Origin of the sequence: Pseudomonas danubii, assembly GCF_042980055.1 — a bacterium.
In the GTDB taxonomy this organism is placed as follows: domain Bacteria; phylum Pseudomonadota; class Gammaproteobacteria; order Pseudomonadales; family Pseudomonadaceae; genus Aquipseudomonas; species Aquipseudomonas danubii.
Map to the genome: position 1 here is coordinate 2,813,883 of NZ_CP116502.1, position 24,163 is coordinate 2,838,045.

Annotated in this window: 18 protein-coding genes and 1 tRNA gene; 13 read left to right on the forward strand and 6 right to left on the reverse strand. The window is 63.2% G+C overall.

The features are described 5' to 3' along the window. The first annotated feature begins 5 nt into the window (after positions 1 to 5). Together purC and PFZ56_RS13085 are read left to right on the forward strand one after the other, a co-directional pair. Positions 6 to 719 carry a phosphoribosylaminoimidazolesuccinocarboxamide synthase gene (gene purC / locus PFZ56_RS13080; RefSeq protein WP_011059799.1) on the forward strand — a complete coding sequence of 238 codons (714 nt, stop codon included), beginning with the start codon at positions 6 to 8 and terminating at the stop codon, positions 717 to 719. Positions 720 to 802: 83 nt separating this feature from the next. Further along, positions 803 to 892 (forward strand) — tRNA-Ser (locus PFZ56_RS13085). 496 nt (positions 893 to 1,388) lie between these two features. On the opposite strand, the gene PFZ56_RS13090 is transcribed toward PFZ56_RS13085, so the two are convergent. The 6 genes from PFZ56_RS13090 to PFZ56_RS13115 form a co-directional block, all read right to left on the reverse strand. Beyond that, on the reverse strand, positions 1,389 to 2,177 hold the full coding sequence (locus PFZ56_RS13090; protein WP_102861610.1) for an IclR family transcriptional regulator: 789 nt from the start codon (positions 2,175 to 2,177) through the stop codon (positions 1,389 to 1,391). A gap of 261 nt (positions 2,178 to 2,438) precedes the next feature. Beyond that, a complete protein-coding gene (locus tag PFZ56_RS13095) occupies positions 2,439 to 2,561 on the reverse strand; it encodes a hypothetical protein (protein ID WP_262379906.1) in 123 nt (40 codons plus the stop codon). A 78-nt stretch (positions 2,562 to 2,639) separates the two neighbouring features. Next, the gene (locus PFZ56_RS13100) at positions 2,640 to 3,782 is read right to left on the reverse strand and encodes an acyl-CoA dehydrogenase family protein (RefSeq protein WP_170004598.1); all 1,143 of its coding nucleotides are present in this window, start codon (positions 3,780 to 3,782) and stop codon (positions 2,640 to 2,642) included. Between the two features lie 10 nt (positions 3,783 to 3,792). After that, complete coding sequence (locus PFZ56_RS13105) at positions 3,793 to 4,980, reverse strand: acyl-CoA dehydrogenase family protein (RefSeq protein ID WP_110595077.1); 1,188 nt, start codon at positions 4,978 to 4,980, stop codon at positions 3,793 to 3,795. A 10-nt stretch (positions 4,981 to 4,990) separates the two neighbouring features. Then, the gene (locus PFZ56_RS13110; protein ID WP_102878726.1) at positions 4,991 to 6,175 is read right to left on the reverse strand and encodes an acetyl-CoA C-acyltransferase; all 1,185 of its coding nucleotides are present in this window, start codon (positions 6,173 to 6,175) and stop codon (positions 4,991 to 4,993) included. Positions 6,176 to 6,191: 16 nt separating this feature from the next. After that, entirely contained in the window at positions 6,192 to 8,312 is a 2,121-nt protein-coding gene (locus tag PFZ56_RS13115; RefSeq protein ID WP_170001337.1) for a 3-hydroxyacyl-CoA dehydrogenase NAD-binding domain-containing protein, read from the reverse strand. Positions 8,313 to 8,635: 323 nt separating this feature from the next. On the opposite strand from PFZ56_RS13115, the gene PFZ56_RS13120 reads away from it, so the two are divergent. From PFZ56_RS13120 to PFZ56_RS13170, 11 genes are all read left to right on the forward strand, one after another. Next, positions 8,636 to 9,352, forward strand: a complete 717-nt coding sequence (locus PFZ56_RS13120) for a GntR family transcriptional regulator (RefSeq protein WP_102879083.1) — start codon at positions 8,636 to 8,638, stop codon at positions 9,350 to 9,352. Further along, positions 9,349 to 10,137 (forward strand): SDR family oxidoreductase, encoded by a 789-nt coding sequence (locus PFZ56_RS13125; RefSeq protein ID WP_170001336.1) that lies wholly within the window; start codon positions 9,349 to 9,351, stop codon positions 10,135 to 10,137. The genes PFZ56_RS13120 and PFZ56_RS13125 overlap by 4 nt, the downstream gene beginning before the upstream one ends. 99 nt (positions 10,138 to 10,236) lie before the next feature. Then, positions 10,237 to 11,169 (forward strand): 3-keto-5-aminohexanoate cleavage protein, encoded by a 933-nt coding sequence (locus tag PFZ56_RS13130; RefSeq protein WP_170001335.1) that lies wholly within the window; start codon positions 10,237 to 10,239, stop codon positions 11,167 to 11,169. A 79-nt stretch (positions 11,170 to 11,248) separates the two neighbouring features. Further along, on the forward strand, positions 11,249 to 12,598 hold the full coding sequence (locus tag PFZ56_RS13135; protein ID WP_249735487.1) for an MFS transporter: 1,350 nt from the start codon (positions 11,249 to 11,251) through the stop codon (positions 12,596 to 12,598). Positions 12,599 to 13,142: 544 nt separating this feature from the next. Further along, positions 13,143 to 13,724 carry a fimbrial protein gene (locus PFZ56_RS13140; protein ID WP_170001334.1) on the forward strand — a complete coding sequence of 194 codons (582 nt, stop codon included), beginning with the start codon at positions 13,143 to 13,145 and terminating at the stop codon, positions 13,722 to 13,724. A 28-nt stretch (positions 13,725 to 13,752) separates the two neighbouring features. Beyond that, positions 13,753 to 14,508 (forward strand): molecular chaperone, encoded by a 756-nt coding sequence (locus PFZ56_RS13145; protein ID WP_170001333.1) that lies wholly within the window; start codon positions 13,753 to 13,755, stop codon positions 14,506 to 14,508. A 144-nt stretch (positions 14,509 to 14,652) separates the two neighbouring features. After that, positions 14,653 to 17,277 carry a fimbria/pilus outer membrane usher protein gene (locus tag PFZ56_RS13150; protein WP_346010514.1) on the forward strand — a complete coding sequence of 875 codons (2,625 nt, stop codon included), beginning with the start codon at positions 14,653 to 14,655 and terminating at the stop codon, positions 17,275 to 17,277. After that, positions 17,274 to 18,023 (forward strand): fimbria/pilus periplasmic chaperone, encoded by a 750-nt coding sequence (locus PFZ56_RS13155; RefSeq protein ID WP_262379236.1) that lies wholly within the window; start codon positions 17,274 to 17,276, stop codon positions 18,021 to 18,023. The genes PFZ56_RS13150 and PFZ56_RS13155 overlap by 4 nt, the downstream gene beginning before the upstream one ends. 85 nt (positions 18,024 to 18,108) lie before the next feature. Beyond that, positions 18,109 to 19,761, forward strand: coding sequence for a ShlB/FhaC/HecB family hemolysin secretion/activation protein (locus PFZ56_RS13160; protein WP_170001341.1), 1,653 nt, complete (start codon positions 18,109 to 18,111; stop codon positions 19,759 to 19,761). 76 nt (positions 19,762 to 19,837) lie between these two features. Continuing rightward, positions 19,838 to 22,849: a GLUG motif-containing protein gene (locus PFZ56_RS13165; protein WP_110595084.1), complete on the forward strand. Its 3,012-nt coding sequence runs from the start codon at positions 19,838 to 19,840 to the stop codon at positions 22,847 to 22,849. 141 nt (positions 22,850 to 22,990) lie between these two features. Further along, complete coding sequence (locus PFZ56_RS13170; RefSeq protein WP_170001332.1) at positions 22,991 to 24,151, forward strand: fimbrial protein; 1,161 nt, start codon at positions 22,991 to 22,993, stop codon at positions 24,149 to 24,151. The last annotated feature ends 12 nt before the right edge of the window (positions 24,152 to 24,163 follow it).

The following is a 24,163-nucleotide window of genomic DNA, read 5'->3' on the forward strand; positions in this document are numbered from 1 at the left end:
CCATCATGGAAAAACGTGAAGAACTCTACCGCGGCAAAGCCAAATCGGTTTACAAGACCGACGACGCTGACCGCTTGATCCTGCTGTTTCGCAACGACACCTCGGCGTTCGACGGCAAGCGCATCGAGCAGTTGGACCGCAAGGGTATGGTGAACAACAAGTTCAACGCCTTCATCATGCAGAAACTCGAAGCCGCCGGCGTGCCGACCCAGTTCGACAAGCTGCTGGGCGACAACGAGTGCCTGGTGAAGAAGCTCGACATGATCCCGGTGGAGTGCGTGGTGCGTAACTACGCGGCCGGCAGCCTGGTCAAGCGCCTGGGTGTGGAAGAGGGCATGAAGCTCAACCCTTACACGTTCGAGCTGTTCCTGAAGGACGACGCCAAGGGCGACCCGTTCATTAACGAATCTCACGTTGTGGCGTTCGGCTGGGGTACCGCCGAGCAACTGGCGCGCATGAAAGAGCTGTCGCTCAAGGTCAACGAAGTCCTGAGCAAGCTGTTTGATGACGCTGGCCTGCTGCTGGTGGACTTCAAGCTGGAGTTCGGCGTGTTCAGCGACGGCTCCATCGTCCTGGGCGACGAGTTCAGCCCGGACGGCTGCCGTCTGTGGGACAAGGACACCAAGAAGAAGATGGACAAGGACCGCTTCCGCCAGGGCCTCGGTGATGTCATCGAAGCCTACGAAGAAGTCGCCCAGCGCCTGGGCGTGCCGCTGTAATCGACGCAAGCATCTGATAGCACGGAAAAAATTTGCTCGGGGGCTTCGCATCCGGCAAAGGTGCTGTTATGATGCGCGCCGTTGGAGAGATGCCAGAGTGGCCGAATGGGACGGATTCGAAATCCGTTGTACCTTCACCGGTACCTAGGGTTCGAATCCCTATCTCTCCGCCATTATTGAACAAGACTAAGCCCTCGTAATCATTGAAGATTACGGGGGCTTTTTCGTTTCTGTGGCAGTTGTCAGGGCATTTTTAGGGCAAAAGATGCGGCATGCAGGGGCGCTCTAGTCGGCATGGCCTAGCTGGCGCGCCACCCACTCGGCAGGAACCTAACTCCACAGCATCAGGCTCGCGAACGTATGGCGGCATTGGTTGGCACCGCAGTGCCAGTCGCCTTCGATAACCCAACATTCGCCAACGGCGAACTCACCGGCAACCGGGATGCTCGGCTGGGTGGCCTGGCGGGCCTGGGCTTGGGTGACATTCGTCAATCTGCAGCCTTCGGCAATAGCCAGGTAATTGCTGGCCACGATAGGTGGGGTGACGAGTAACGGATGGGACGGCCCCGCTGATAACGGGGCCGGTCTCGGGGGCTTCATGGTCATTCATGATGTACCCGATGTACCCCGGCTCGTTGCAGAAGCCGAAAATCTGCCCTGGCGTGTGCTTCAGACGCCGAGGCTTTCAAGATCCCGGGCCAGCATCACCAACTGGTGGGCCAGGGAGCTTTCGAGTTTTTCGCTGGACAGCTGAAAGCTCGGGGCGCCGCAGGTCAGGGCCATGATGCTGCCGTCGGCCAGGCGCAGCGGAACGCCCGCGCCATTGACGTTGCGGTCCCATTCTCCCAATGACAGGCAGAAGCCAAAGGCTTCGTATTCACGGAAGGAGTCCTCCAGGGACTTTTCCAGGGCCGGCCATTCATCTCCGACTTTTTTCGCCACTTCCCGCAGCAGATGGTCACGCTCGATTTTCGGCGTGGCCGCCAGGTAGGCCCGCCCCGCGGCGCTGGTGGCCAGGGGCAGGCGCAGTCCGGGTTCCATGCGCAGACTGGCGACCTCCGGCGGGCGGCTGCTGTCCACGTGAATCATCGACAGGCGATCGCGGCAGGTCAGGCTGACCGTGGTGTTGGTGCGCCGGGAGAACTCGTCCATGAAGGGTTTGCCCAACTGGCGAACTCGCAGGCTGGCGGAGTAGGCGTAACCCAGGGCCAGTACCGCCGAATCCAGCTGGTACTTTTCCAGGTCCTGGTTGTACTTGAGGTAGCCCAACTGCGTCAGGGTGTAGGTCAGGCGCGACACCGTGGGTTTGGGCAGGCCGGTGATGCGGGCGATGTCCTGGTTGCCGCGTACCGCGTGACCGTGGGTAAAGGCCCGCAGGACTTCCAGGCCACGGGCCAGGGCTTCGACGAACTTGCGGTCTTTGGGCGCTGGTTCCGGGGCGTCGTTCGGGTCGTGCATGGGGTCTTCCGGTAGGGGCTGGTGCCGGGCGCAATGCCAGTTGACCACACAGCGGTTTCTTGGAAACAAGGGAAAAATGTTATCCCGGAACCGCTTGAATTGAAATCGACGATTCCCTCTCGGAACGCTGTTACGCCAGGCAGGCACCTGTCTCGTCAGGCGATCACGGTCCAGTCGATCTGCCGTCTGCGCCGTACCGCCTCAGAGGCTGTCGTGACGCAGGCGGCCACGTTTGAATACGCCCTTGGCGCTGACCAGCAGTCAATCCTCGGCATCCAGCAGGTCGTCACTGGCGATATAGAACCTCGTGCCACCACCCCGGGTGCAGGCCACGGCGCGGACCTCGGTCCCCGGTGGCGTGCTCGCCATGTCGTTGGTGTTCAACGATAGAGTCAGGGCTCGTCGCCATCGCTCGGGGGGCGGGGTGTTTGGCCTGGGCCTGTGGTTGTCTGCCCGAGAGACTCATGGGGTCGGTGCTTGGCCGAGGGCGATGTAGCGCTGCAGGTGATGATCCTCGTCTCCCAACTGGTGGTCGATCATCACCAACCGCTTGGCGTAATGGGCCAGTGGCAGCTCCCAGGTCATGCCGATACCGCCATGCAGCTGGATGCATTCCTCGGCCACCAGGGCGCCGATGCGGCCGATGCTGACCTTGGCTGCCGACAGGCTGCGTTCGCGGGTCAGGCGGTCGGCGTCCAGGGCGGCAGCGGCGTTGATCACCGCCGAACGCGCCTGCTCGATCTCCAGCAACAACACCGCCATGCGATGTTGCAGCGCCTGGAAGCTACCGATAGGACGGCCAAATTGTTGCCGGGTGCGCAGGTAGTCCAGGGTCGTCAGCTTGGCCACTTCCATGGCGCCAAGGGCTTCCGCGCAGAGCGCCAACAGGCCGCGGCCGATGGCCCGTTCGAGGATCGCGTGGCCCTGATGCAAGGGCCCCAGCAAGGCCTGTGCCGGCACTTTTGCATGGTGCAGGCGCACTTGCGCGACGGGGCCGCTATCGAGGGTCGGGCAGGCCAGGATCTCCAGGCCCGGGGTGTCCGCCGGCACCAGGAACAGCGAGATGCCCTGGCTATCGTCCAGGGCTCCGGCCGTGCGTGCCGCGACCACCAGCAACCCGGCCTGGCGGCCGTTGAGGACCATGTTCTTGATTCCGTCCAGACGCCAGCCGGCAGGGTCCGCCTCGGCGCGGCAGGCGACCCGGTAGGTTGCATAGTGGTTGCCGGGTTCTTCATGGGCCAGGGCGGCGATCAGGCTGCCGTCGATGATGGGCCCCAGGTGCATTTTCTGTTCTTCGGTGCCGGCGCTGGCGATGGCCTCGCCGGCCAGTACCGCACTGCCCAGCAGAGGTTCCACCAGCAGTCCGCGGCCTATTGCCTCGAAGACCAGGGCCAGGTCGAAGCCACCGCCACCAAAGCCGCCGTCGGCCTCACTGAACAGGGCACCGATGACTCCCAGGTCCGCCAGCTGGCGCCAGATATCGGGGTTGAAACCCAGCCCGGACTGCAGGCTCTGTTGGCGCTTTTCCAGGTTGTATTGCTGGGTGATGAAGCGATTCAAGCTGTCGGCGAGCATGCGCCGTTCTGCGCTGTGTTCGAAGTTCATGTGCGCGCCCTCAGAGCCCGAGAATCATTTTCGAGATGATGTTTTTCTGGATTTCATTGGAGCCGCCGAAGATCGACAGCTTGCGATTGTTGAAGTACTGCGCCGCGGCGTTGGCCGCGAACCCGGGACCGGCGTCCAGCGCTTGGGCGTTGGCGTCATCCAGCATGAGCCGGGCTTCGGGGCCCATGGCCCGGCGCAGCAGCGCGGTAAGTTCCTGACGGATTTGCGTGCCGCAGATCTTCAGCATCGAACTTTCCGCACCCGGAGCCCCACCCCCGGCCACGGCGGCGATCACCCGTAGGTTGGTGGTCTGCATATTGGCCAGGTCGATCTCGACCCGGGCCAGGCGGGCGGCGAACTGCGGGTCCTGCAGCAGCGGCTGGCCGTTGCGGGTGCGCTGCGCGGCCAACTGCTTGACCCGTTGCAGCGCAGCCATGGACAAACCCACTCCGGCGATATTGGTGCGCTCGTAGGTCAAGAGATACTTGGCGCAGGTCCAGCCCTTATGTTCCTCACCCACCCGATTGGCCACCGGCACCCGCACGTCGGTGAAGAAGACTTCGTTGATTTCGTGATCGCCTTCCAGGGTGATGATCGGCCGTACCTCGACCCCGGGGCTGGCCATGTCGATCAGCAGGAAGCTGATGCCTTCCTGGGGCTTGGCTTCACGGTCGGTGCGTACCAGGCAGAAAATCATGTTGGCGTGCTGGCCGAGGGTGGTCCAGGTCTTCTGGCCGTTGACCACATAGTGATCGCCGTCGCGCACGGCGCTGGTTTTCACCGCGGCCAGGTCCGAGCCGGCACCGGGTTCCGAATAGCCCTGGCACCACCAGTGGCGGCCGTCGAGAATCCGTGGCAGCCAATAGTCCTGCTGCTGTGGGGTGCCGTACTTGATCAGCACTGGCCCCAGCATATTGACGCCAAAGGGCACGATGCGCGGCGCATTGGCCAGTCCGCACTCCAGCTCGAAGATGAACTTTTCCACGGGGCTCCAGCCCGGTCCGCCAAAGGCTTGGGGCCAGTGGTTGGCCAGCCAGCCCCGGGCATTGAGCAGCGCATGCCATTGCTCCATGTCGGCCTTGGACAGACGCTCGCCTGCGGCCACCTTGTCACTCAGGCCAGTGGGCAGGTGTTCGGCAAGAAAGCGTCGCACCTGGTCGCGGAAGGCTTCTTCCTCTGGAGTGAAACTCAGGTCCATGGCGACGTCCTCAATAGATTTCGAACAGCGCGGCGGCGCCCATGCCGCCGGCGATGCACATGCTGACCACGGCGTACTTCACGCCCCGACGGCGCCCCTCAAGCAGCACATGGCCGGCCAGGCGCGCGCCGGTCATGCCGAACGGGTGACCCAGGGCGATGGCTCCGCCGTTGACGTTCAGGCATTCGTCGGCGATGCCCAGTCGCTGCTGACAGTAGAGCGCCTGGGAGGCGAAGGCTTCGTTGAGTTCCCAGAGGCCGATGTCCTCGACCTTGAGGCCATGCCGGGCCAACAGCTTGGGCACCGCGAACACCGGGCCGATGCCCATCTCGTCGGGCTCGCAGCCGGCCACCGCCATGCCGCGAAACACCCCCAACGGGCTCAGGTTGGCGCGGGACGCTTCCCGGGCCTCCATCAATACGCAGGCCGAGGCGCCGTCGGACAGTTGCGAGGCGTTGCCGGCGCTGATGAAACGCTCAGGGCCTTGCACCGGCTGCAGTTTGGCCAGGGCTTCGTAAGTGGTGCCGCGGCGGTTGCAGGTGTCGGCCTCCACCGTGACCTGCAGCTGGCTGACCACGCCGCTCTGTTTGTCGGTCAGCGCCATGGTGGTGGTGCAAGGGATGATTTCCTCGCGGTAGCGGCCGGCCAGTTGTGCCGCTTCGGTCTTGCGCTGGCTCTCCACCGAGAAGCGGTCCTGGGCCTCGCGACTGATGCCATAGCGCGCGGCGACGATGTCGGCGGTTTCGATCATCGGCAGGAACAGTTCCGGCTTGTGCTGCAGGAGCCAGGGGTCGAGGTCCGGGTCGTCGCTGGCGCCGCGGCCACGGATCTGGGAAATGCTCTCCACACCGCCGGCGATGATCGCTGGGGCACCGTCCACCACGATGCGTCCCGCCGCCATGGCAATGGCCTGCAGCCCGGAGGCGCAGAAGCGGTTGACCGTGGTGCCGGCGATGCTGATGGGCAAGCCGGCGCGGACCACTGCCAGGCGCGCGACGTTGCGCCCGGTGGTGCCTTCGCCGTAGCCGCAGCCGAGGATGGCATCTTCGATCAGCCCCGGATCGATGGCGGCCCGCTCGACCGCGGCGCGTACCGCGAAGGCGGCGAGGGTGGGGCCGGGGGTGATGTTGAATTCACCTCGATGGGCCTTGGTCAGGGGCGTGCGGGCAGTGGAGACAATGACGGCTTCGCGCATGGGACGTGCTCCTTGGTCAGTGGCTGTGATTGAGGCTGTCAAAGTTCTCGCCGCGCTCTACCAGCTGCACCAGCAAGGGTGAGGCTGTCCAGAACAGCGGATCTTCTTCGGCAAACTCGCGGATATCCGCCAGGACCTGGGGCAGGCCGTACTGGTCGGCGTACTTGAGCGGGCCCCCGCGATAGCGCGGAAAGCCGTAGCCGTGGATAAGGGTGATGTCCACGTCCAGGGGCCGCAGGGCGATGCCTTCATGCACCACGTTGGCGCCCTCGTTGATCATGGCCGCCATGTAGCGCCGCAGGATTTCCGCGTTGCTGAAGGCCCGGGGCGTGATGCCGACCCGGGCCCGCTCGGCGTCGATGATCGCCAGGACTTCCGGGGCCTGGCTGGCGCTGCGCGGGCCCTGGGCATAGAGGTAGTAGCCGCGACCGGTTTTCTGCCCGAACCAGCCGCGCTCGCAGAGGCGGTCGGCGATCTGTACATAGCGGGCCCGGGGATCACGGGTGGCGGCCTTGCGCTGGCGGGTCGCCCAGCCGATGTCGCCACCGGCCAGGTCCGCCACCTGGAAGGGGCCCATGGGGAAGCCGAAATCGCGCAGGGCCTGGTCGATCTGATAGGGCGAGGCGCCGTCTTCCATCATGTAGTCAGCGGCCTGGCGATAGACCGCGAGGATGCGATTGCCGATAAATCCATCACAGACGCCGGCGCGTACCGGCACCTTGCGCAACTGTTTCGCCAGCTCGAAGGCCGTGGCGACGACCTCCGCGGCGACCTTGGCCGGCACCACGATCTCCAGCAACTTCATGATGTTGGCCGGGGAGAAGAAGTGCAGGCCGATCACGTCGGCAGGTCGCGAGACGCTCTGGGCGATGGCGTTGATGTCCAGGTAGGAGGTGTTGCTGGCGAGTACGGCGCCGGCCTTGCACACGCGATCCAGTTCGGCGAACACCGCGAGCTTGGCCGCCATGTCCTCGAACACGGCTTCGATCACCAGATCGGCCTGGGCCAGATCCTGGTAGTCGGTGCTGGCGCGGAAACGGGCCAGGGTCGCGGCTTTGTCGGCCTGGGTCAGGCGACCTTTGTCGATCAGGGTGTCGTAGACCTTCTCGACATTGCCGCGGCCGCGATTCAGGGCGTCCTGGTCGCGTTCGATCATGGTCACTTCCAGCCCCGCGTCGAGGACCGTTACGGCGATGCCGGCGCCCATGGTGCCACCGCCCACCACCCCCACCCGGGCAATGGCCCGGGGTGCTGCCGCGCGGGTCTCGGGGGCCTTGAGCACTTCCCGTTCAGCAAAAAAAGCATGCACCAGCCCGGCACGCTGCGGGCTGTCGAGGCACTCCAGAAACAGTCGGCGTTCTTCGCGCAGGCCGTCTTCGAAGGATTGATCGAGGGCCGCTTCCACGGCCTGGATGATGTGCAACGGCGACAGCAGGCCTCGGAATTTCTGCGTGGCCTGCTGGCGGGCGGCATCTATCGCTTGGCGCTGGGCGGCTGGCTCGCTAAGGGCCTGAGCATCCCGGGTGCGTCGGACAGTGGCGCCCTGTGCCAGCAACTGGCGCATGTAGGCCAGGCCTTCGGCCAGGGCGTCATCGCTGTCCCCCAGACGGTCCACCAAACCCAGATCCAGGGCCTCCTTGGCGCTCAGATGGCGCCCGCTGAGCATCAGTTCCAGAGCCGCTTTGGCACCGATCAGGCGTGGCAGACGCTGGGTGCCGCCGGCCCCGGGAAGCAAGCCCAGCAACACCTCTGGCAGGCCGAGCCGGGCGCTGCCGGTGGCCAGGCGGTAATGGGCGGCGAGGGCGACTTCCAGGCCTCCTCCGAGGGCCACGCCCTGGATCGCCGCCAGCACCGGTTTGCTGCTGTCCTCGATCCGCTTGACCACCTCCGGCAGCGCCGGAGCCTGGGGCGTCTGGCCAAATTCGCGAATGTCGGCGCCGCCACAGAAGTGTCGTTCTGCACCGACCAGCAGTATGGCTTCGACCACCGGGTTGTCGTTGGCGCTGTCGATGGCCGCCAGCAGTCCGCGGCGGATCTCCACCCCCAGGGCGTTGACCGGCGGGTTGTTGAGGGTCAGCACCAGGATGTTTCCGTGTAATGCGCTTTCGACGATTGGCAGGGCTGTTTCGCAACTCATTGCAGCAGTCTCCGGGGTGAAGGGCAGCGAGAGGTCGGTGGGCGCGGCATGGCGTTGAGGGTGACCAGCAGAACATCCCAGTCACGGATAGCTTTATTCCGCTATTTGAATCACTTGGAGAAAATAATCCTGTCATCAATGAATATTGTGGTCAATACGGAATATTGTTCCGCTGTGCGGAATTTATTAAATGTTTTAACGGTTAATTTGCCCTTCATGACGGGTTGTGGATCAAATCCTGATGTTTGACATATTTGATTTGTGATCACATATTGTCGGACACAAGAACCACAACACAGGTAGATGCCATGTCTGAAGGTCCTATGTCCCAAGGCCCAATCCCCCTTCCCACGTTGCGTCAGGTTTCTCGCGATACCTTGCAGGAGCAGGTGTACCGGCAGATTCGCGAAGCCTTGATGAGTGGGCGTTTTCAGCCCGGCCAGAAGTTGACCATTCGTGGCCTGGCCGAAGCCCTGGGTTCCAGCCCCATGCCGGTGCGCGAAGCCCTGCAGCGCCTGAGTGCGGAAAATGCCTTTGAGGTCACGGAAACTTCCCGCCTGCGAGTGCGAATGATGACGCTGGAGCGTCTGCGGGAGATCCGTGATGCACGGGTGGCCCTGGAAGGGCTGCTGGCGGAAAAAGCTCTGCAGCATCTGCAAAAGAGCGATCTGCAGGAGATCACCGATCTGTGCCGGCAGATGCAAAAGGCTGCCGATGAGGTGGATGTGTCCCGTTACCTGTGGACCAACTTCGCCTTTCACCGACGTATCTATGCCGTGGCCCGAGCCGAGCTGACCATGGCCGCGGTGGAGAATTTCTGGCTGCACATGGGGCCGTGTTTTGCCCTGGTGGCACCGGACCAGGCCCACCTGCAACGTTCCATGGAAGCCCACAATCGCATCGTCGAAGCCCTGGCCACCGGCGATGGTCCGGGAGTGCGAGCGGCCGTCACCGACGACATCATGCAAGCGGCGGATTCTCTGGGCCGGCTGTTGGCCAAGAAGCCTGGTGCGGCGGCGCTCAAAGGAGGTCGGGCATGAGCATCTTGCAGCGTTTACAGCCATACCCGGGCTTGCGGGTGATGATTTCCGGCGGCGCGGCGGGCATCGGCGAAGTGCTGGCCAGGGCCTATCTCGAAGCCGGCGCCCAGGTGCACGTCTGCGATGTCAGTGAGGCGGCCCTGGCGGCGTTCCGGGATCGCTACCCCGAGGCGCTGGCGACCCGCACCGATGTCGCTGATCCGGCACAGATCCACGCGCTGTTCGAGCTTCAGGTGAAGCGCTTCGGCGGGCTTGATGTGCTGGTCAACAACGCTGGTATTGCCGGGCCCACGGCCGGCATCGATGCCGTCAGCGACGCCGACTGGCAGCGCACCATCGATATCAACCTGACCGCGCAGTACCGTTTTGCCCACCACGCAGTGCCCTTGCTCAAGGCTTCGGACAACGCCCATCTGCTGCACATCGCCTCGGTGGCCGGGCGCCTGGGATATGCCTGGCGTACGCCGTATGCGGCCACCAAGTGGGCCATTGTCGGGTTGATGAAGTCTCTGGCGGCCGAGCTTGGGGCCAGCGATATCCGGGTCAATGCGCTGTTGCCGGGGATAGTCCAGGGGCCGCGCATGGACGCGGTGATTCAGGCCCGGGCCGAACAGACCGGAGTGCCGGTGGCCGAAATGCGCCAGGAGTACCTGAACAAGATCTCCCTCAAGCGCATGGTCAGCGCCGAGGACGTGGCCGCCATGGCGCTGTTTCTCTGCTCGCCGGCGGCTCGCAACATCACCGGCCAGGCGATCAGCGTCGACGGCAACGTCGAGTACCTCTAGCCGCGCCCGCGATCCGCACCGCTGAAGGTCGTCAGCGGTGAATTCCATCAGCGACACCCAGGGATTTTTTTCATCAAGAATAAAAGTCGGAGTACCGTCATGTCTGAAAAAACGCCTGTCATCATCACTTGTGCTGTCACCGGGGCGATTCATACCCCGTCCATGTCGCCGCACCTGCCGATCACCGCCGCAGAAATCGCCGCCGAGGCCATCGCTGCGGCCCAAGCCGGTGCGGCCATCGTGCACCTGCATGCCCGAGACCCGGAGGACGGGCGGCCGAGCCAGGACCCCGAGCTGTTCCGGCGCTTCCTGCCGCAGATCAAGGCGGCCTGCGACGTGGTGATCAACCTCACCACCGGTGGTGCCCCCACGATGGGCGTCGAGGAGCGCCTGCAGCCGGTGCTGGAATTCAAGCCGGAGCTGGCCTCGTTGAACATGGGCTCGATGAACTTCGGCCTGTACGAAATGCTCAACCGCTTCACCGAGTTCAAGCACGACTGGGAGCGGCCGTACCTGGAGGAGAGCGACGACCGGATCTTCCGCAATACCTTCCGCGATATCGCCCATATCCTCAGCGCCTGTGCCGAGAATCGCACCCGCTTCGAGATCGAGTGCTACGACATCGGTCACCTGTATACCGCGGCGCATTTTCTTGAGCGCGGCCTGCTCAAGGCGCCGCTGTTCATCCAGTCGGTGTTCGGCCTGCGGGGCGGCATCGGTGGTCATCCCGAGGACCTGGCGCACATGCGCCGTACCGCCGACCGGCTGTTTGGCGATGCCTATCACTGGTCGATCCTCGGCGCCGGGCGCAACCAGATTCCCCTGGCCACCATGGGCCTGGCCATGGGCAGCCATGCCCGGGTCGGCCTGGAGGACTCGCTGTGGGATGGCCCCGGCAAACTGGCGGCCAGCAACGCTGATCAGGTGCGGCGCATTCGCACGGTCATCGAAGCCCTGGGCGGTCGTGTGGCGACCCCGGATGAAGCCCGGGCCCTGCTCGGGCTCAAGGGGCGTGAGCACGTCGCGTTCTGACCCTTGAAGGTCCGTGTCAGCGGCCCTGTCTCCAGGCCCGCTGACGATCCCGCATAACAACTACAAAGGGATATGCCCCATGAACACTGCAACCACTGCAGCGCCCCGGGACCCGCAACAGCTGACCCGCCTGATGTTTCTCAAACTCATGCCGCTGTTGATCGCGGCCTATGTCCTGAGCTTTCTCGACCGCACCAACATCGCCCTGGCCAAGCATCAACTGGATGTGGACCTGGGTATTTCCGCCGCCGCCTATGGCCTGGGTGCCGGGTTGTTCTTCCTCACTTATGCGCTGTCCGAGGTGCCCAGCAACCTGATCATGCACAAGGTCGGCGCGCGCTTCTGGATTGCCCGGATCATGGTCACGTGGGGGCTGATCTCCGCCGCCATGGCCTTCGTCCAGGGCGAGACCTCCTTCTATGTACTGCGCCTGCTGCTGGGGATCGCCGAAGCCGGCCTGTTTCCCGGGGTCATGCTGTACCTGACCTACTGGTTCGACCGCCGGCAACGGGCCCGGGCTACCGGCTATTTCCTGCTGGGGGTGTGCCTGGCCAATATCATCGGCGGTCCGCTGGGCGCCGCGCTGATGAAGATGGACGGCTTGCTGGGCTGGCATGGCTGGCAGTGGATGTTCCTGCTCGAAGGGCTGCCGGCGGTGTTCTTCGCCTGGGTGGTCTGGCGGCGCCTGCCGGACCGTCCAAGCCGCGCGCCCTGGTTGAGCGCCGAGGAGGCCCGGGGCATCGAGCAGCGCCTGGCCGACGAAGCCGATGAGGGGGCAGGGCAGGGCGGGCATTCGTTCCGGCAGTGCTTTACGCCGCAGATCCTGCTGGCGATCTTTGTCTACTTCTGCCACCAGATCACCATCTACACCGTGATCTTTTTCCTCCCCAGCATCATCGGCAAGTACGGCAGCCTGAGCCTGATGAGCGTCGGCCTGCTGACCTCCTTGCCGTGGATCGTCGCGGCGCTGGGGGCGATCAGCCTGCCACGGCTGGCCACCAGCGCGCAGCGGGCCCGGCGCTTGCTGGTCTGCGGCTTGCTGACGATGGCGGCCGGGCTGCTGATTGCGGCCTTTTCCGGGCCGGTGTTCAGTCTGCTGGGGTTCTGCGTGGCGGCGCTGATGTTCTTTGTGGTGCAGTCGATCATCTTCCTGTACCCGGCGTCACGGCTCAAAGGTGCGGCCCTGGCGGGAGGCCTGGGCTTTGTGAACTCCTGCGGACTGTTGGGCGGTTTTGTCGGCCCCTCGGTGATGGGGGCGATCGAGATGAGCACCGGCGATGCCATGAACGGCCTCAAGGCCATTGCCCTGGTGCTACTGGTGGCGGCACTGGCGGCCTTGCGCTTGCGTCAGGGCCAGGAAGACCCGCGACCGGTGCGCCCCATGGCCGCAGTTGCGCACCCTGTTTCGGGGCGCTCAAACGCGTTGTGAGCGCTTGCAGCACAGGCTGCGTTGTCGAGAACTCTGGCCAAACGCCCGGTGCAATGCACCGGGCGTTTTTCGTTGGGCGGATGTTCGGGGCTTGCCCAGCACTTGGGTCCGGATCCGGCCGACCGTCACTTGATCAGTTGGTTACAGCGCTGAATCTCTGTCGTATATCGCGTGTTTGCAGTCTATGGGGCTCTATATAAGAAGTGTCTTATTTATTGGCTGTTTTTAGTGTGTTTAGTGGTTTTTAAGTAGTACAAGTTTCCGAGAAAAATCTTGTTCATTTAGAGAGTGCTCCTCGTTACATGAAGATTGGTCGTTATTCTAAAAGAAGAGGGCAGTCGGTATCGTAATGTCCGCTCTGGATGGAATGCAGATGCCTGTTGTCAATATGCATTTTATTGTGGGCGAGAGCGGTTGGTCGAGGTTGTTGTGGTGTTCAACTCATGTCTCGTTGGCTCGAAGTTCAGCAAGGCTGTACGTCTCGGGAGGGCGAAGTTGTTTTGAATACTGTGCTCTTAGACGGTTTTTAATAATAGGGAATCAGATGAAACTTAAATCTTTTGCATCCATGGCGACCTCCGGGTTGCTGCTTGCGGCACTGACTCCGGCATTGAGCTACGCAGAAACCGGTCTCAACTCCGGCAACGTGAAGTTCGAAGGCCTGATCTCCAGTGTCAGTTGCAAGGTTCAGGTCGATGCCAACGAATCCGGAGCGAACACCGGCACGGTCAAGTTCGGCAACGTCCTGCCTTCGGTTTTCACCGGTGGCGTCGGCACGGCTTCCGAGTTCAAGGAATTCAACATCAACCTCAGTGGCGGCGGCTGCACCGACGGCTCCAAAGCCGCCGTCAGCTTCCACAAGGATGGTTTCATTGATAACGCCACCGGCAACCTGCGTCTGATCGACAGCGGTTCCGGTTCGGCCTCGGGCGTGCAGATCCAGATTCACAACAACGGCGCCACGCCGGGGAAAATCGACCTGTCGGAAAACAACAATCAGCAGGTTGCCGAAGTTATCGGTAACAAGGCCGTGCTGAAGTTCAAGGCCTCTTATGTGGCGGTCAGCGACACGATCGTCGAAGGTCGTGCCGACTCCAATATCAACTTCGATGTGACGTACAACTGACATCTGTCAGTTACATAAGGAGTTGCTCATGGCGCCGAAAGCGCATGTATTTAAAACGTTCGTTATCGGCGCCCTCTTCCTGAGTTTGTTCTCTTCGGTAGTCAATGCGGAAATAGTCATTCATGGCACTCGTGTGGTTTATCCGGCGAGTGCGCGTGATGTGACACTGAGAATGAATAATCCAGGCGGTATGCCGATATTGGTTCAGGCCTGGATTGATGATGGTGATGCCAGTAAGGCGCCGGAAGAAATGAAAGTGCCCTTTCAACTTACACCGGCACTCAGTCGCCTGGAGCCCAATGCCGCGGCGGTACTGCGTATTGGTTATTCGAAAGAACCGTTGCCCGCTGATCGTGAGTCACTGTACTGGCTGAACATTCTGGAAGTTCCGCCACAACAGAAGCAGGATGAAAACCGATTGGCCTTTACCTTCCGTCATCGGATCAAGTTGTTCTTTCGCCCTGCGGACTTGAAGGTCGATGTCAACTCGGCGGTGGGAAAACTCAGTTGGAAGTTTGAGCCCGCGGGAGTGGCCAAAGACCAGGCCGCAGGTCCGGTCATCCAGGTATCCAATCCAACGCCTTACTACCTGTCTTTCAGCAAGGTCGAGGTGCAAGTGCAAGGACGCACCGTCGACCTGGGGGCCGGGATGGTCGCGCCTTTTGCTCGGGAGTCCTTCGCCTGGCCGGCAGGCGCTGAAAGAGCGCCACGCAATGCGGCTGTGCACTTTGAAGTAGTCAATGACTTCGGTGGCCGGGTGCCGCTTGAAAAGAACCTTCTCTAGTTGCCCTGTTAATTCAACTCCGCTCTTGGCCCTGGTTATTAAACGCTGAGTGCATTGGTATCGATTATGTTCAGTGTGCGGCCCTTTTGGCTGGGTTTTCCTGTGCTTGCGCGAGTCTGTCCTGGCGATGGTCCGGCCCGGCTCTTGCGAGCACTGTCGGTGCTGGCCGGGCTACTGGGGCTGGCGGCTCCTGTGGCTGCCCAGCCGATGACCGCTGATCAAGCCGTGCTGTCGGAGGTGTCCGGCGACACGCCGCAGAACAGCCCGGTGTTCTTCGATACCCAGATGCTGTTCAAGGGGCCGGGAACCCTCATCGACACGCAGCGCTTCGAGCGCGCGGGTTACGTGGCGCCGGGCAAGTACCTGCTGGATGTGCGGGTCAGTGGCGCCTGGCGCGGGCTGATCGAGATCGAATTGCGCGAAAGCGCTGACCCCCAGGGCAGCCAGCCCTGCTACGACCGCGAGTTGCTCACGCAACTGGGCATCGACCTGCACAAAGCCGACGCTGCGCTGGCGCCTGCCAGCCATCCGCTGCAAGGCGATGGCCTGTTCTGCGGGGACCTTGCCAGTTACATCCACCACGTCACCACCAGGGTCAACATGGCCGAACAGCAGCTTGAGCTCTCGGTTCCACAGCTGTTCGTGCTGCCTGAAGTCGCCTCCAGCTATGTCGATCCGGCCAGTTGGGACTCGGGCATCAACGCTGCCCGGCTGAACTACAGCACCAACCTGTTCAGCTCCCAGAGCCGTGGCCAGCGCAGTACCAACGGTTATGCCGGATTGAGCATGGGCCTGAACCTGGGAAACCTGCGCCTGCGTCACAGCGGCACCTTGTCCTGGTCGCCCGACAGCGGCAGCGATTATCAGCGGGGCTACATCTACGGCCAGACCGACCTGACCGACTGGCGTTCGCAATTACTGGTGGGGGAGAGCGTGACCGATTCCGAGCTGTTCGATTCGGTGTCGTTTCGCGGGGTCAAGTTGTTCAGCGATGAACGCATGCTGCCCACCACCCAGCGCTATTTCGCCCCGGTGGTGCGCGGCACGGCCAATACCAACGCCAAGGTCACGGTGCAGCAGCGTGGTTACCTGGTGTATGAAACCACCGTTGCCCCAGGCCCCTTCGAGATTGCCGACCTGCAGGCCGCCAGCTTTGGTGGTGACCTGGAGGTGACGGTCACCGAGGCCGATGGCCGTACCCAGCGTTTTACCGTGCCCTTTGCCACCATGGCCCGCCACCTGCGTCCCGGCGTCACCCGCTACAGCCTGACCGGCGGTCAGGTGATCAGGGCCGGAGGGCGTGGCCTGCACCAGTATGTGGCCCAGGGCACCCTGCAACGCGGGCTGGACAACCGGGTCACCGGTTATGCCGGCGCCTCGCTCACCGGCAGCTACATGGCCGGCCTGATCGGCGCGGCGCTGAACACCGAGCTCGGTGGTTTCGGTCTCGACCTGACCCAGTCCCGCACCCAGGTGCCGCGCAATGGCAACCTGCAGGGCACCAGCCTGCGTCTTTCCTACAGCAAGAACCTGCATGACAGCGGCACCCAGTTCTCGTTGCTGGCTTATCGCTATTCCACCCGGGGCTACCTGAGCCTGCGGGACGCCATCGACCTTGAGGACTTCGTCAACCGAGGCGCGCGCTTCGAAGACTTCGCCCGTGTCCGCGATCGGCTGGATGTGACGATCAACCAGCGGGTGGATGGCATCGGCGGTAACTTTTACCTCAACGGTTCCTCCCTCAACTACTGGAACAGCCGCGGTCAGGCCCGCAACTACGCCATGGGCTACAACCACCAGTGGCGCGGCCTCAGCTATGCCCTAAGCGTCCAGCGTACCCAGGGTTCGAGCCAGTTCTCGGGGCGTCGCACCCGCAGTGAGAACACCTTGTGGAGCCTCAGTCTGTCGCTGCCCCTGGGGGGCGTCGCCGGGCGTTCCACCCTGGCCAATGCCTTTGCCAGTCACGACCAGAATTCCGGTGCCCGTTACTCCAGCGGCATTTCCGGTTCACTGGGCGAGCACGACACGGCGTCCTATGGCGTCTCGGTGTCCCATGATGCCCAGCCGCGGGAAACCTCGACCAACGCCAACCTGAGCTACTACCTGCCGCAGGTGACCCTGAGTTCGAGTCTGTCCCAGGGCCGTGACTATCGGGCCCAGTCGCTGGGTGCCTCCGGCGGCATGCTCCTGCATTCCGGGGGCCTGACCCTGTCCCAGACCCTGAGTGAAACCGCAGCCCTGGTGCATGCCCCCCATGCCAGGGGCGCCAGTGTCGGTTACGCCGGTACGCAGGTGGACGGACAAGGTTATGCGGTGCTGCCGAGCCTGGCGCCCTATCAGCTCAATACCGTGGACCTGGACCCCAGCGGCATGGATGAGGATGTCGAACTGCAGGTCAGTTCGCGCAATGTCGCGCCCCGGGCGGGGGCCGTGGTCAGGCTGTCCTACCCGACCCGCAAGGCCCGGGCGTTTCTGATCGACAGCCGGCAGGCCGATGGCGCGCCGCTGCCCTTTGCCGCCAGTGCCCTGGACGCCGACAGCGGCGAGGAGCTGGGGGCGGTGGGGCAGGGCAGTCGCCTGGTGCTGCGCAGCGAGAAGGACCGGGGCCGCATCCGTGTGCAGTGGGGCGAAGGACCTGGCGAGCAGTGCCTGATCGACTATGTATTGCCGGCGCCCGCGGCGCAGCCGGGCAACGATTCGCTTCTGCTCGACTTGCCGTGTCACCGCTGGGCGCAGCAGAGCGCCATCACCACGGAGCCTGCATCTTGAGTAGCCGTCTTGCTGGTGTGGTGCGTTGCGTGTGCCTGTTGGCGGCGGTGCTGCTGTTCAGTCAGGGCGTGCGCGCCGATCTGTCGATTGTCGGCACGCGCTTTATCTATCCCCAGGGGCTGGCGGCCTTGAGCATCCGGGTCGGCAATCTCGGGACGGCGCCGCTGCTGCTGCAGACCTGGCTGGACAAGGGCGATGCCTCGGTCGATCCGAGCCGGCTGGCGGTGCCATTCGTGCTTTCGCCCCCGCTGTCGCGGCTTGATCCGCAGCAGAGCTCCGTCCTGTCGCTGCGTTACAGCGGTGAGCCGCTGCCTGCCGATCGCGAGTCGGTGTTCTGGCTCAACTTTCTGGAAGTGCCGTCCCTGCGGCCTTTGAGCAGCAACCAGCTGAGCCTGAGCTACCGCCTGCGCATGAAGCTGCTGTATCGCCCCAAGGGCCTGCCGGGTCGCGCCGACGAGGCGGCGCGCCAGCTGCGCTGGAGCCTGCAGATGGCGGCGCAGGCGGCTGGGGCTGCGCTGCTCAGCGTGAGCAATCCGACGCCGTACTACGTGTCCCTGGCTCGGGTGGATGTGGGCGACCCAGGCCAACCCATGACTGTGCAGGGCATCACCGTCGAGCCGTTCGGCTCGGCGCGCCTGCCTTTGTTCGCCGCGCCGGTGTTGAGCGGCGGCGCGGCAGAAATTCGATACCAAGTGGTTTTAGACAGCGGGGAGACGCTGAGTGGAAGTGTGCAAGTACAGCTGTAGTGGTGCGCCAGCCGGACTGTCGGTTGGTGTGGGCAAGGGGCGAGGTCCGGAGCGGGCGCGAGTGCCGTTGGCGCGGCGGCCGGTGATGTTGCTGGCGCTGTTGTTGCCTGTGCTGGCGCAGGCCCAGATGCGGGTTCAGGTGCCCAGCGCCGGACAGGCCATACGGGATATCGAAGCCACCCAGCCGGCGCTGCCGCCGCCCACCGATGACGTGCAACTGGATGTGCCCAAGGCCGAGCGGTCGACATCGGCTGCGGATGCTTCTGGGGTGCGCTTGCAGGTCAAGGCTTTCGTCATCGAGGGCAATCAAGTGTTCAGCGATCAGGACCTGCAGCCGCTGCTGGACGATCTGCGCGGGCGGGAACTCGACCTTGACGGTTTGCGTGACGCGGCGCAGCGCATCACCGCCCATTACCAGCAACAGGGCTACCTGCTGGCCCGGGCCTTCTTGCCGGCTCAGGAAATCGATGGCGGCGTGGTGCGCATCGAGGTCATGGAAGGTCGCTATGGCCGGGTCGAGCTGAGCAACCAGTCCCGTGCCCGGGATGGCGTGCTCCGTGGGCCGCTGGCCGCACTGGACGATGGCGCGGCGGTCAACAGCGCGGACCTTGAGCGCAGCCTGCTGCTGCTTAACGATCTGCCCGGGGTCCGGGTCAAGGGCACGTTGCGTGCGGGACAGGCCCCCGGCACCAGCGATCTGCTGGTGGAGGCACAGCCCGGTCCCTGGGCCAGTGGCAGCCTGGAGGCGGACAACTTCGGCGGCTACCACACCGGCGAGTTCCGCCTGGGGGGCAGCTTCAACCTCAACAACCCCCTGGGCCTGGGGGACCAGCTCAATGTGCGCCTGTTGGGCAGTGACCGCGACCAGCGCTACTGGCGCAGCGCCTATCAGCTGCCCCTCGGGCCCTGGTCGACCCGGGTCGGCGCGGCCTATTCGCACATGAGCTACGAGCTCAACAGAAAGCGTTTGAAGAAGCTGCAGATCAATGGCCAGGCCAGTGTCCAGAGCCTGTTCCTCGCTCAGCCGATCCTGCGCGGGCGGACCTTCGACCTGAGTGCGCAACTGCAGTACGAGAACAAGCAACTGCGCGACGACATCGACCTGCTTGAGCTGAGCAAGCGCAAGCACATCGAGTTGTGGACCCTGAGCCTGGGCGGCAACCGTCAGGACCGGTTCCTCGGCGGTGGCTACAACCAGTTCAGCCTGTCCTACGGCTCCGGCCGCCTGACCTTCGAGGATGCCTTTGAGCAGCGCCTGGATCGCTATAGCGCCGCCACCGGCGGCGGCTTCGCCAAGACCAACCTGCAGGTTGCGCGGCTGCAGCGCCTGGGCAACCGCTTCCAGCTCTATGCCCAAGTCAATGCCCAGTGGACCTCGGCCAACCTCGACAGCTCGGAAAAGATGGGGCTGGGCGGCCCCTACGGCGTGCGCGCCTATCCCCTGAGCGCCGGTATTGGCGACCAGGGCTGGCAGGCCGGCCTGGAGCTGAGCTACGCCCTGGCACCCGGCTGGCAGCTCAGCCTGTTTGCCGACAAGGGCTATGTGCAGGTCAACCGCCTGCCCTGGACGAGCGAAATCAATACCCAGCGCCTGCAAGCGGCGGGGCTGGGGGCACGCTGGAGCGGCGATCAGCGGCAACTCAACCTGACTAGTGCCTGGCCCCTGGATAACCAGAAGGCCGGGGACGGTCCCGAGCGCACCCCACGGATCTGGGTCAGCGCGACACAGTTTTTCTGAAGGCCTGCGCGTGCTTTGGAAGTAGTGCCGTTCTGCGAAAAACAGCAGAGCGTTTAAACGTCAATAAGGAGTCATTGTGAATAAGATTTATGCGTTGGTATGGAACCAGGCCCAAGGTCGCTGGAGCGTGACGTGCGAGGGCGCGCGGCGCCGGCGTCGCAGTGGTGGGCGCAAGGGGTTGCTGGTGATGGCAGCCGGCTTGCTTGCCCTGGGAGGACTGACGCCGGCGATGGCGTTGCCCCAAGGAGGCACGCCGGTTTCCGGCAGTGCCAATTATGACGTCTATGGCAACGACCTGGTGATCAATCAAAAGACCGACAAGCTGGTCACCAACTGGACCGAGTTCAACATCGCCGCCGATCAGTCGGTGACCTTCAACCAGCCGGGACGCGACTCCATCGCCCTGAACCGGGTGACCGGCTTCAAGGCCAGCAACATTCAGGGCGCGCTGAACGCCAACGGCCAGGTGTTTCTGATCAACCCCAACGGTGTGCTGATCGGCCAGGGTGCGCAGGTCAACGTGGGCGGCCTGGTGGCCTCTACCCGTGGCATCAGTGATGAGGATTTCGCCAACGCTCGCTACCAGTTCTCCGGAAAATCGGCGGTGGAAGTGATCAACGACGGCAAGATCACTGCCGCCGAGGGCGGCTACGTGGCACTGCTGGGCGCGCGGGTGCGCAACAATGGCGAAATCGTTGCCAATGGAGGAGCCGTGGCACTGGCGGCTGGTAACGACTTCACCCTGAGCCTGGGTAACGACAATCTGATCAGCTTGCAGATTAACGCTGCCGCCGCGGATGCGTTGGCGCAGAACACGTCGTTGCTCAAGGCCGATGGCGGTCAGGTGCTGATGCTGGCCAAGAGCGCCAATGCGCTGACTCAGGCGGTGGTCAACAACCAGGGCGTGATCGAGGCCAATACCCTGTCCAACAAGGATGGGCGCATTGTTCTGGACGGTGGCGAGCGTGGCGTGGTCAATGTGGGGGGGAAATTGACGGCCAAGGCCGAATCCAGCTACGGCGACGGCGGTACGGTGCAGACATCGGGCGCGGTCACCCGAGTCGAGCTCAATGCCGAGGTCGATACCAGCTCCAGGAACAATCGCGCCGGCACCTGGGTCATCGAGTCCAACGAGGTCAAGGTGGGTTCGACGGGCGTGGCTGGCAGCCCGACCCTGGTCAACAGCACGCTCTCCCAGAACCTGAACAACACCAACGTTCATCTGCGTAGCCGCAATGGCGATGTGGCGGTGGACGCTGCGGTGGAGTGGAAAAGCGGCAACCAACTGACCCTGACCTCCGCCAAGGACGTCAAGGTCAATCAACGGATCAACGCCACGGGTGACAAGTCGCGTCTGGAATTGAACGCCGACAAGTCGGTCCGGCTCGACAATCACGTGAGCCTCACCGGCGTCAACAACAGCCTGGGGGTCAATCATGGCGAGCAACTGGTCGTGGGCAACCAGGGCCTGGTGACCTTGTCTGGAGATAACGCCGGGTTTGACGCCAATGGCAAGCAGCACAAAGTGATCCAGAACAGCCAGCAGTTGCAGGCCATCGGCAACAAGCTCGATGACCACTATGTCCTGGGCAATCAGATCAAGGGATCAGGGACCATCAACTCCATTGGCGGCGATGAGCTGTTCACCGGCTCGCTCAATGGTCTGGGTAATACCATCAGTGGCTTCACCATCGACAGTTCGGGCCTGTACGCCGGATTGTTCGGCCAGTCCTCGGGCACCATCAGCGATCTGAAGCTGGCCTCGATCACCGTCAACGGGCAAAACAGCGCGAAGGGTTTCAGTGAAATCGGCGGCCTGGTGGGGCGTAATAGCGGCAGCATCGCTCGGGTCAGTGCCCGTGATATGCAGGTCAACGCCAAGAGCGGCCAGCGCAACAAGCTGGGCGGCCTGGTGGGGGTCAACTACGGCGGTTCGATCAAGGACTCTTCGGTAGCGGGTTCGCTGTACGGCGGCGCCCATACCGCGGCCATCGGCGGCGTGGCCGGGGAAAACCGCTTCGGTCTTGTCAACACCGGCATCATCAGCGGCAGTTCCAGTCATGTCGATATCACTACCCATATGCATAGGCAGATCATGGGCGCCGCCGGTGGGCTGGTGGGGGTCAATAATGGCGCGGTGATTATCAATTCGTCGAGCAAGGGCTCCGTCGGTACTTACAACCCGTTCTACAAGGGGCTGTATCTGGGCGGGTTGGTGGGTAATAACCAGAACGGCACCATTACCGGCTCCAGTTCTTCGGCGACCGTGCATGGCTCGCTGGGTAGCCATATTGGCGGCCTGGTCGGGGTCAACCGGTCTGGCACCATCAGCGGTTCCAGTGCCAGCGGCAATGTCTATGGGGTGGGCACTGAGGCGGCCGGCGGGTTGGTCGGCTCGCAGCAGAACCAAAGCGTGCTGAGCAACGTCCAGGCCTCCGGGAATGTCATTGACCGCGCTGGCGTGAATCTGGGGGGACTGGTAGGAAAGAGCGATGACAGCACGATCCGCGGTTACATCGAGGCCAAGGGACAGGTCAAAGGCGGATTGAAGGCCAACGTCGGCGGCCTGGTCGGCAGCAACATCGGTGGGCTCATCTACGATGCCAAAGCGCTTGGCGCGGTGGAGGGCTATGCCAGCAGTAATATTGGCGGCCTGGTGGGCTACAACGATGGCGACCTGATCTCGGTTGAGGCCCATGGCAAGGTATTTGGCGATACCTACAGCTCGGTGGGGGGACTGGTGGGTACTAACACCAACTACTCCAACCACGTCATCGAGCGTGCAGTGGCGACGGGCGACGTCCATGGAACCTGGCACAGCAAGGTGGGTGGCCTGGTCGGCGACAACCAGTCGCGGATCGTCAACTCCGAATCCCATAGCAAGGTCAGTGGCGGCTGGCGTGCCACCCTGGGTGGCCTGGTGGGCGTGAACGAGGGGCAGATCCAAGGCTCGAAATCCACCGTCAAGGTCGATACCGTCTTGCACTACTTCCAGACCTCCGATGATCAGGTCGGCATCAACCAAGGTACCTACTCTAAGGCCCGCGTTCCCGACAGTCTGACGCGGTTTGCCAGCCTGACGGAGTAAGTATCGTCCGTAAAACCTCGGCCCGGCTGCCAGGGACTGTCCCTGGCACGCCGGGCACCGCAACCTATCCACTATCGATTGGCGGGCTCCCGGGGCGCTCTAGCGCGCCAGGGGCCGGCATGGAAAAAGAGGCAATGACCGATGAGTGACTCATGGCTCAGGCTCCTCACCGATGGGCGGCGGCCCGGTCTGTTGATTCGCGCGATCATCCTGATGCTGTCCTGCCTGCAAGGCAGCTTACCGGCGTATGCCGCTAAGAGTGGCATGGCCCAAGGCTGCGCATTCAGTAGCTATGACGGCTCTGCCCAAGACTGGGTCGAGATCACGCCACTGACCCGCAGCACGCCAGTGGGGTCCGTATTGCAGCAGCGTCACGTGAACCCGATCATCGAATACACCACCGAAGAGTCTGAATCCCAGGAGTGGCATGAATTGGTGGCCGCTGCGCATTTGCCGGGGGTGAGATTTCCCGACGGCATCATTCCGACCAATATCGATGGCATCAGCCTCAAGGTGACGGCCTATCCGTCCGGCTCGGACCCTCATGTCCTCACGGGCAATTTCTATCCCCGGGTACTGGAAAAGTACATCGTGGAGCATTCAAGTGCCGCGTTGAAAAAGGTAGTCACGGCCTACGTGTATTCGCTGATCCTGACCCGGCCCGCCGATGAGTTGCCCAAGGGCGCGCTGGTGGTCAACAGCTTGAGCGGTGCCCAGGTGGCGCTGTACGCGCTGGATCTGGACAAGGGGGCGGTGACGGTAGGGCAACACTTGCTGGACCTGCCGCAGCAGGACAACCGGGATCGGTGTTCGAAACAACTGTTGCTCAGTGAACAGGATCTGCTGGGCGCCGAAGGCGTCAAGTTCGCCGCCAAGTGCCAGGTGGTCACCCGCAACGTTACGCTGCGTCTGGGCAGTCCCTCGGCCCATGACTTTCCCACGCTGGGCTCGACTTCGCCGCCTTCGGCCGTGGCCAGGCTTGAGGTCAACGACTGCTCGTTCAACAGCCTGCCGAAGGTCTCGTTCAGCGCCGAACCCGCCTCGCGCTGCGACCCGACAGGGGTCCTGGGGCTGACTCAATCGGCTCAGGATCAGGGGCGGTCCGTCGCCAAGGGCGTCGGCATCGTCATGTTCAATGAGCAGATTCCGCGCATTCATTGCAATGGCACTCAATACGCCATGGAGCGCCTGTTGGGCAGCGATAGCGCCAGCTTCAGCTTTCGCGCCCAGTACATTCGCACGGGGCCGATCACTGAGGGGGCAGCCAACAGCAGCGCCCAGTTCAACTTCACCTTCGACTGAAGCACCGGCCGC

Coding starts and splice junctions, on each gene's coding strand:
- PFZ56_RS13125 (WP_170001336.1), top strand. CDS start 9,349: ATGAGCATCTTGCAGCGTTTACAGCCATACCCGGGCTTGCGGGTGATG.
- PFZ56_RS13135 (WP_249735487.1), top strand. CDS start 11,249: ATGAACACTGCAACCACTGCAGCGCCCCGGGACCCGCAACAGCTGACC.
- PFZ56_RS13170 (WP_170001332.1), top strand. CDS start 22,991: ATGAGTGACTCATGGCTCAGGCTCCTCACCGATGGGCGGCGGCCCGGT.
- PFZ56_RS13100 (WP_170004598.1), bottom strand. CDS start 3,782: ATGAACTTCGAACACAGCGCAGAACGGCGCATGCTCGCCGACAGCTTG.
- PFZ56_RS13160 (WP_170001341.1), top strand. CDS start 18,109: ATGTTGCTGGCGCTGTTGTTGCCTGTGCTGGCGCAGGCCCAGATGCGG.
- PFZ56_RS13120 (WP_102879083.1), top strand. CDS start 8,636: ATGTCCCAAGGCCCAATCCCCCTTCCCACGTTGCGTCAGGTTTCTCGC.
- PFZ56_RS13105 (WP_110595077.1), bottom strand. CDS start 4,980: ATGGACCTGAGTTTCACTCCAGAGGAAGAAGCCTTCCGCGACCAGGTG.
- purC (WP_011059799.1), top strand. CDS start 6: ATGGAAAAACGTGAAGAACTCTACCGCGGCAAAGCCAAATCGGTTTAC.
- PFZ56_RS13145 (WP_170001333.1), top strand. CDS start 13,753: ATGGCGCCGAAAGCGCATGTATTTAAAACGTTCGTTATCGGCGCCCTC.
- PFZ56_RS13090 (WP_102861610.1), bottom strand. CDS start 2,177: ATGCACGACCCGAACGACGCCCCGGAACCAGCGCCCAAAGACCGCAAG.
- PFZ56_RS13110 (WP_102878726.1), bottom strand. CDS start 6,175: ATGCGCGAAGCCGTCATTGTCTCCACTGCCCGCACGCCCCTGACCAAG.
- PFZ56_RS13140 (WP_170001334.1), top strand. CDS start 13,143: ATGAAACTTAAATCTTTTGCATCCATGGCGACCTCCGGGTTGCTGCTT.
- PFZ56_RS13130 (WP_170001335.1), top strand. CDS start 10,237: ATGTCTGAAAAAACGCCTGTCATCATCACTTGTGCTGTCACCGGGGCG.
- PFZ56_RS13115 (WP_170001337.1), bottom strand. CDS start 8,312: ATGAGTTGCGAAACAGCCCTGCCAATCGTCGAAAGCGCATTACACGGA.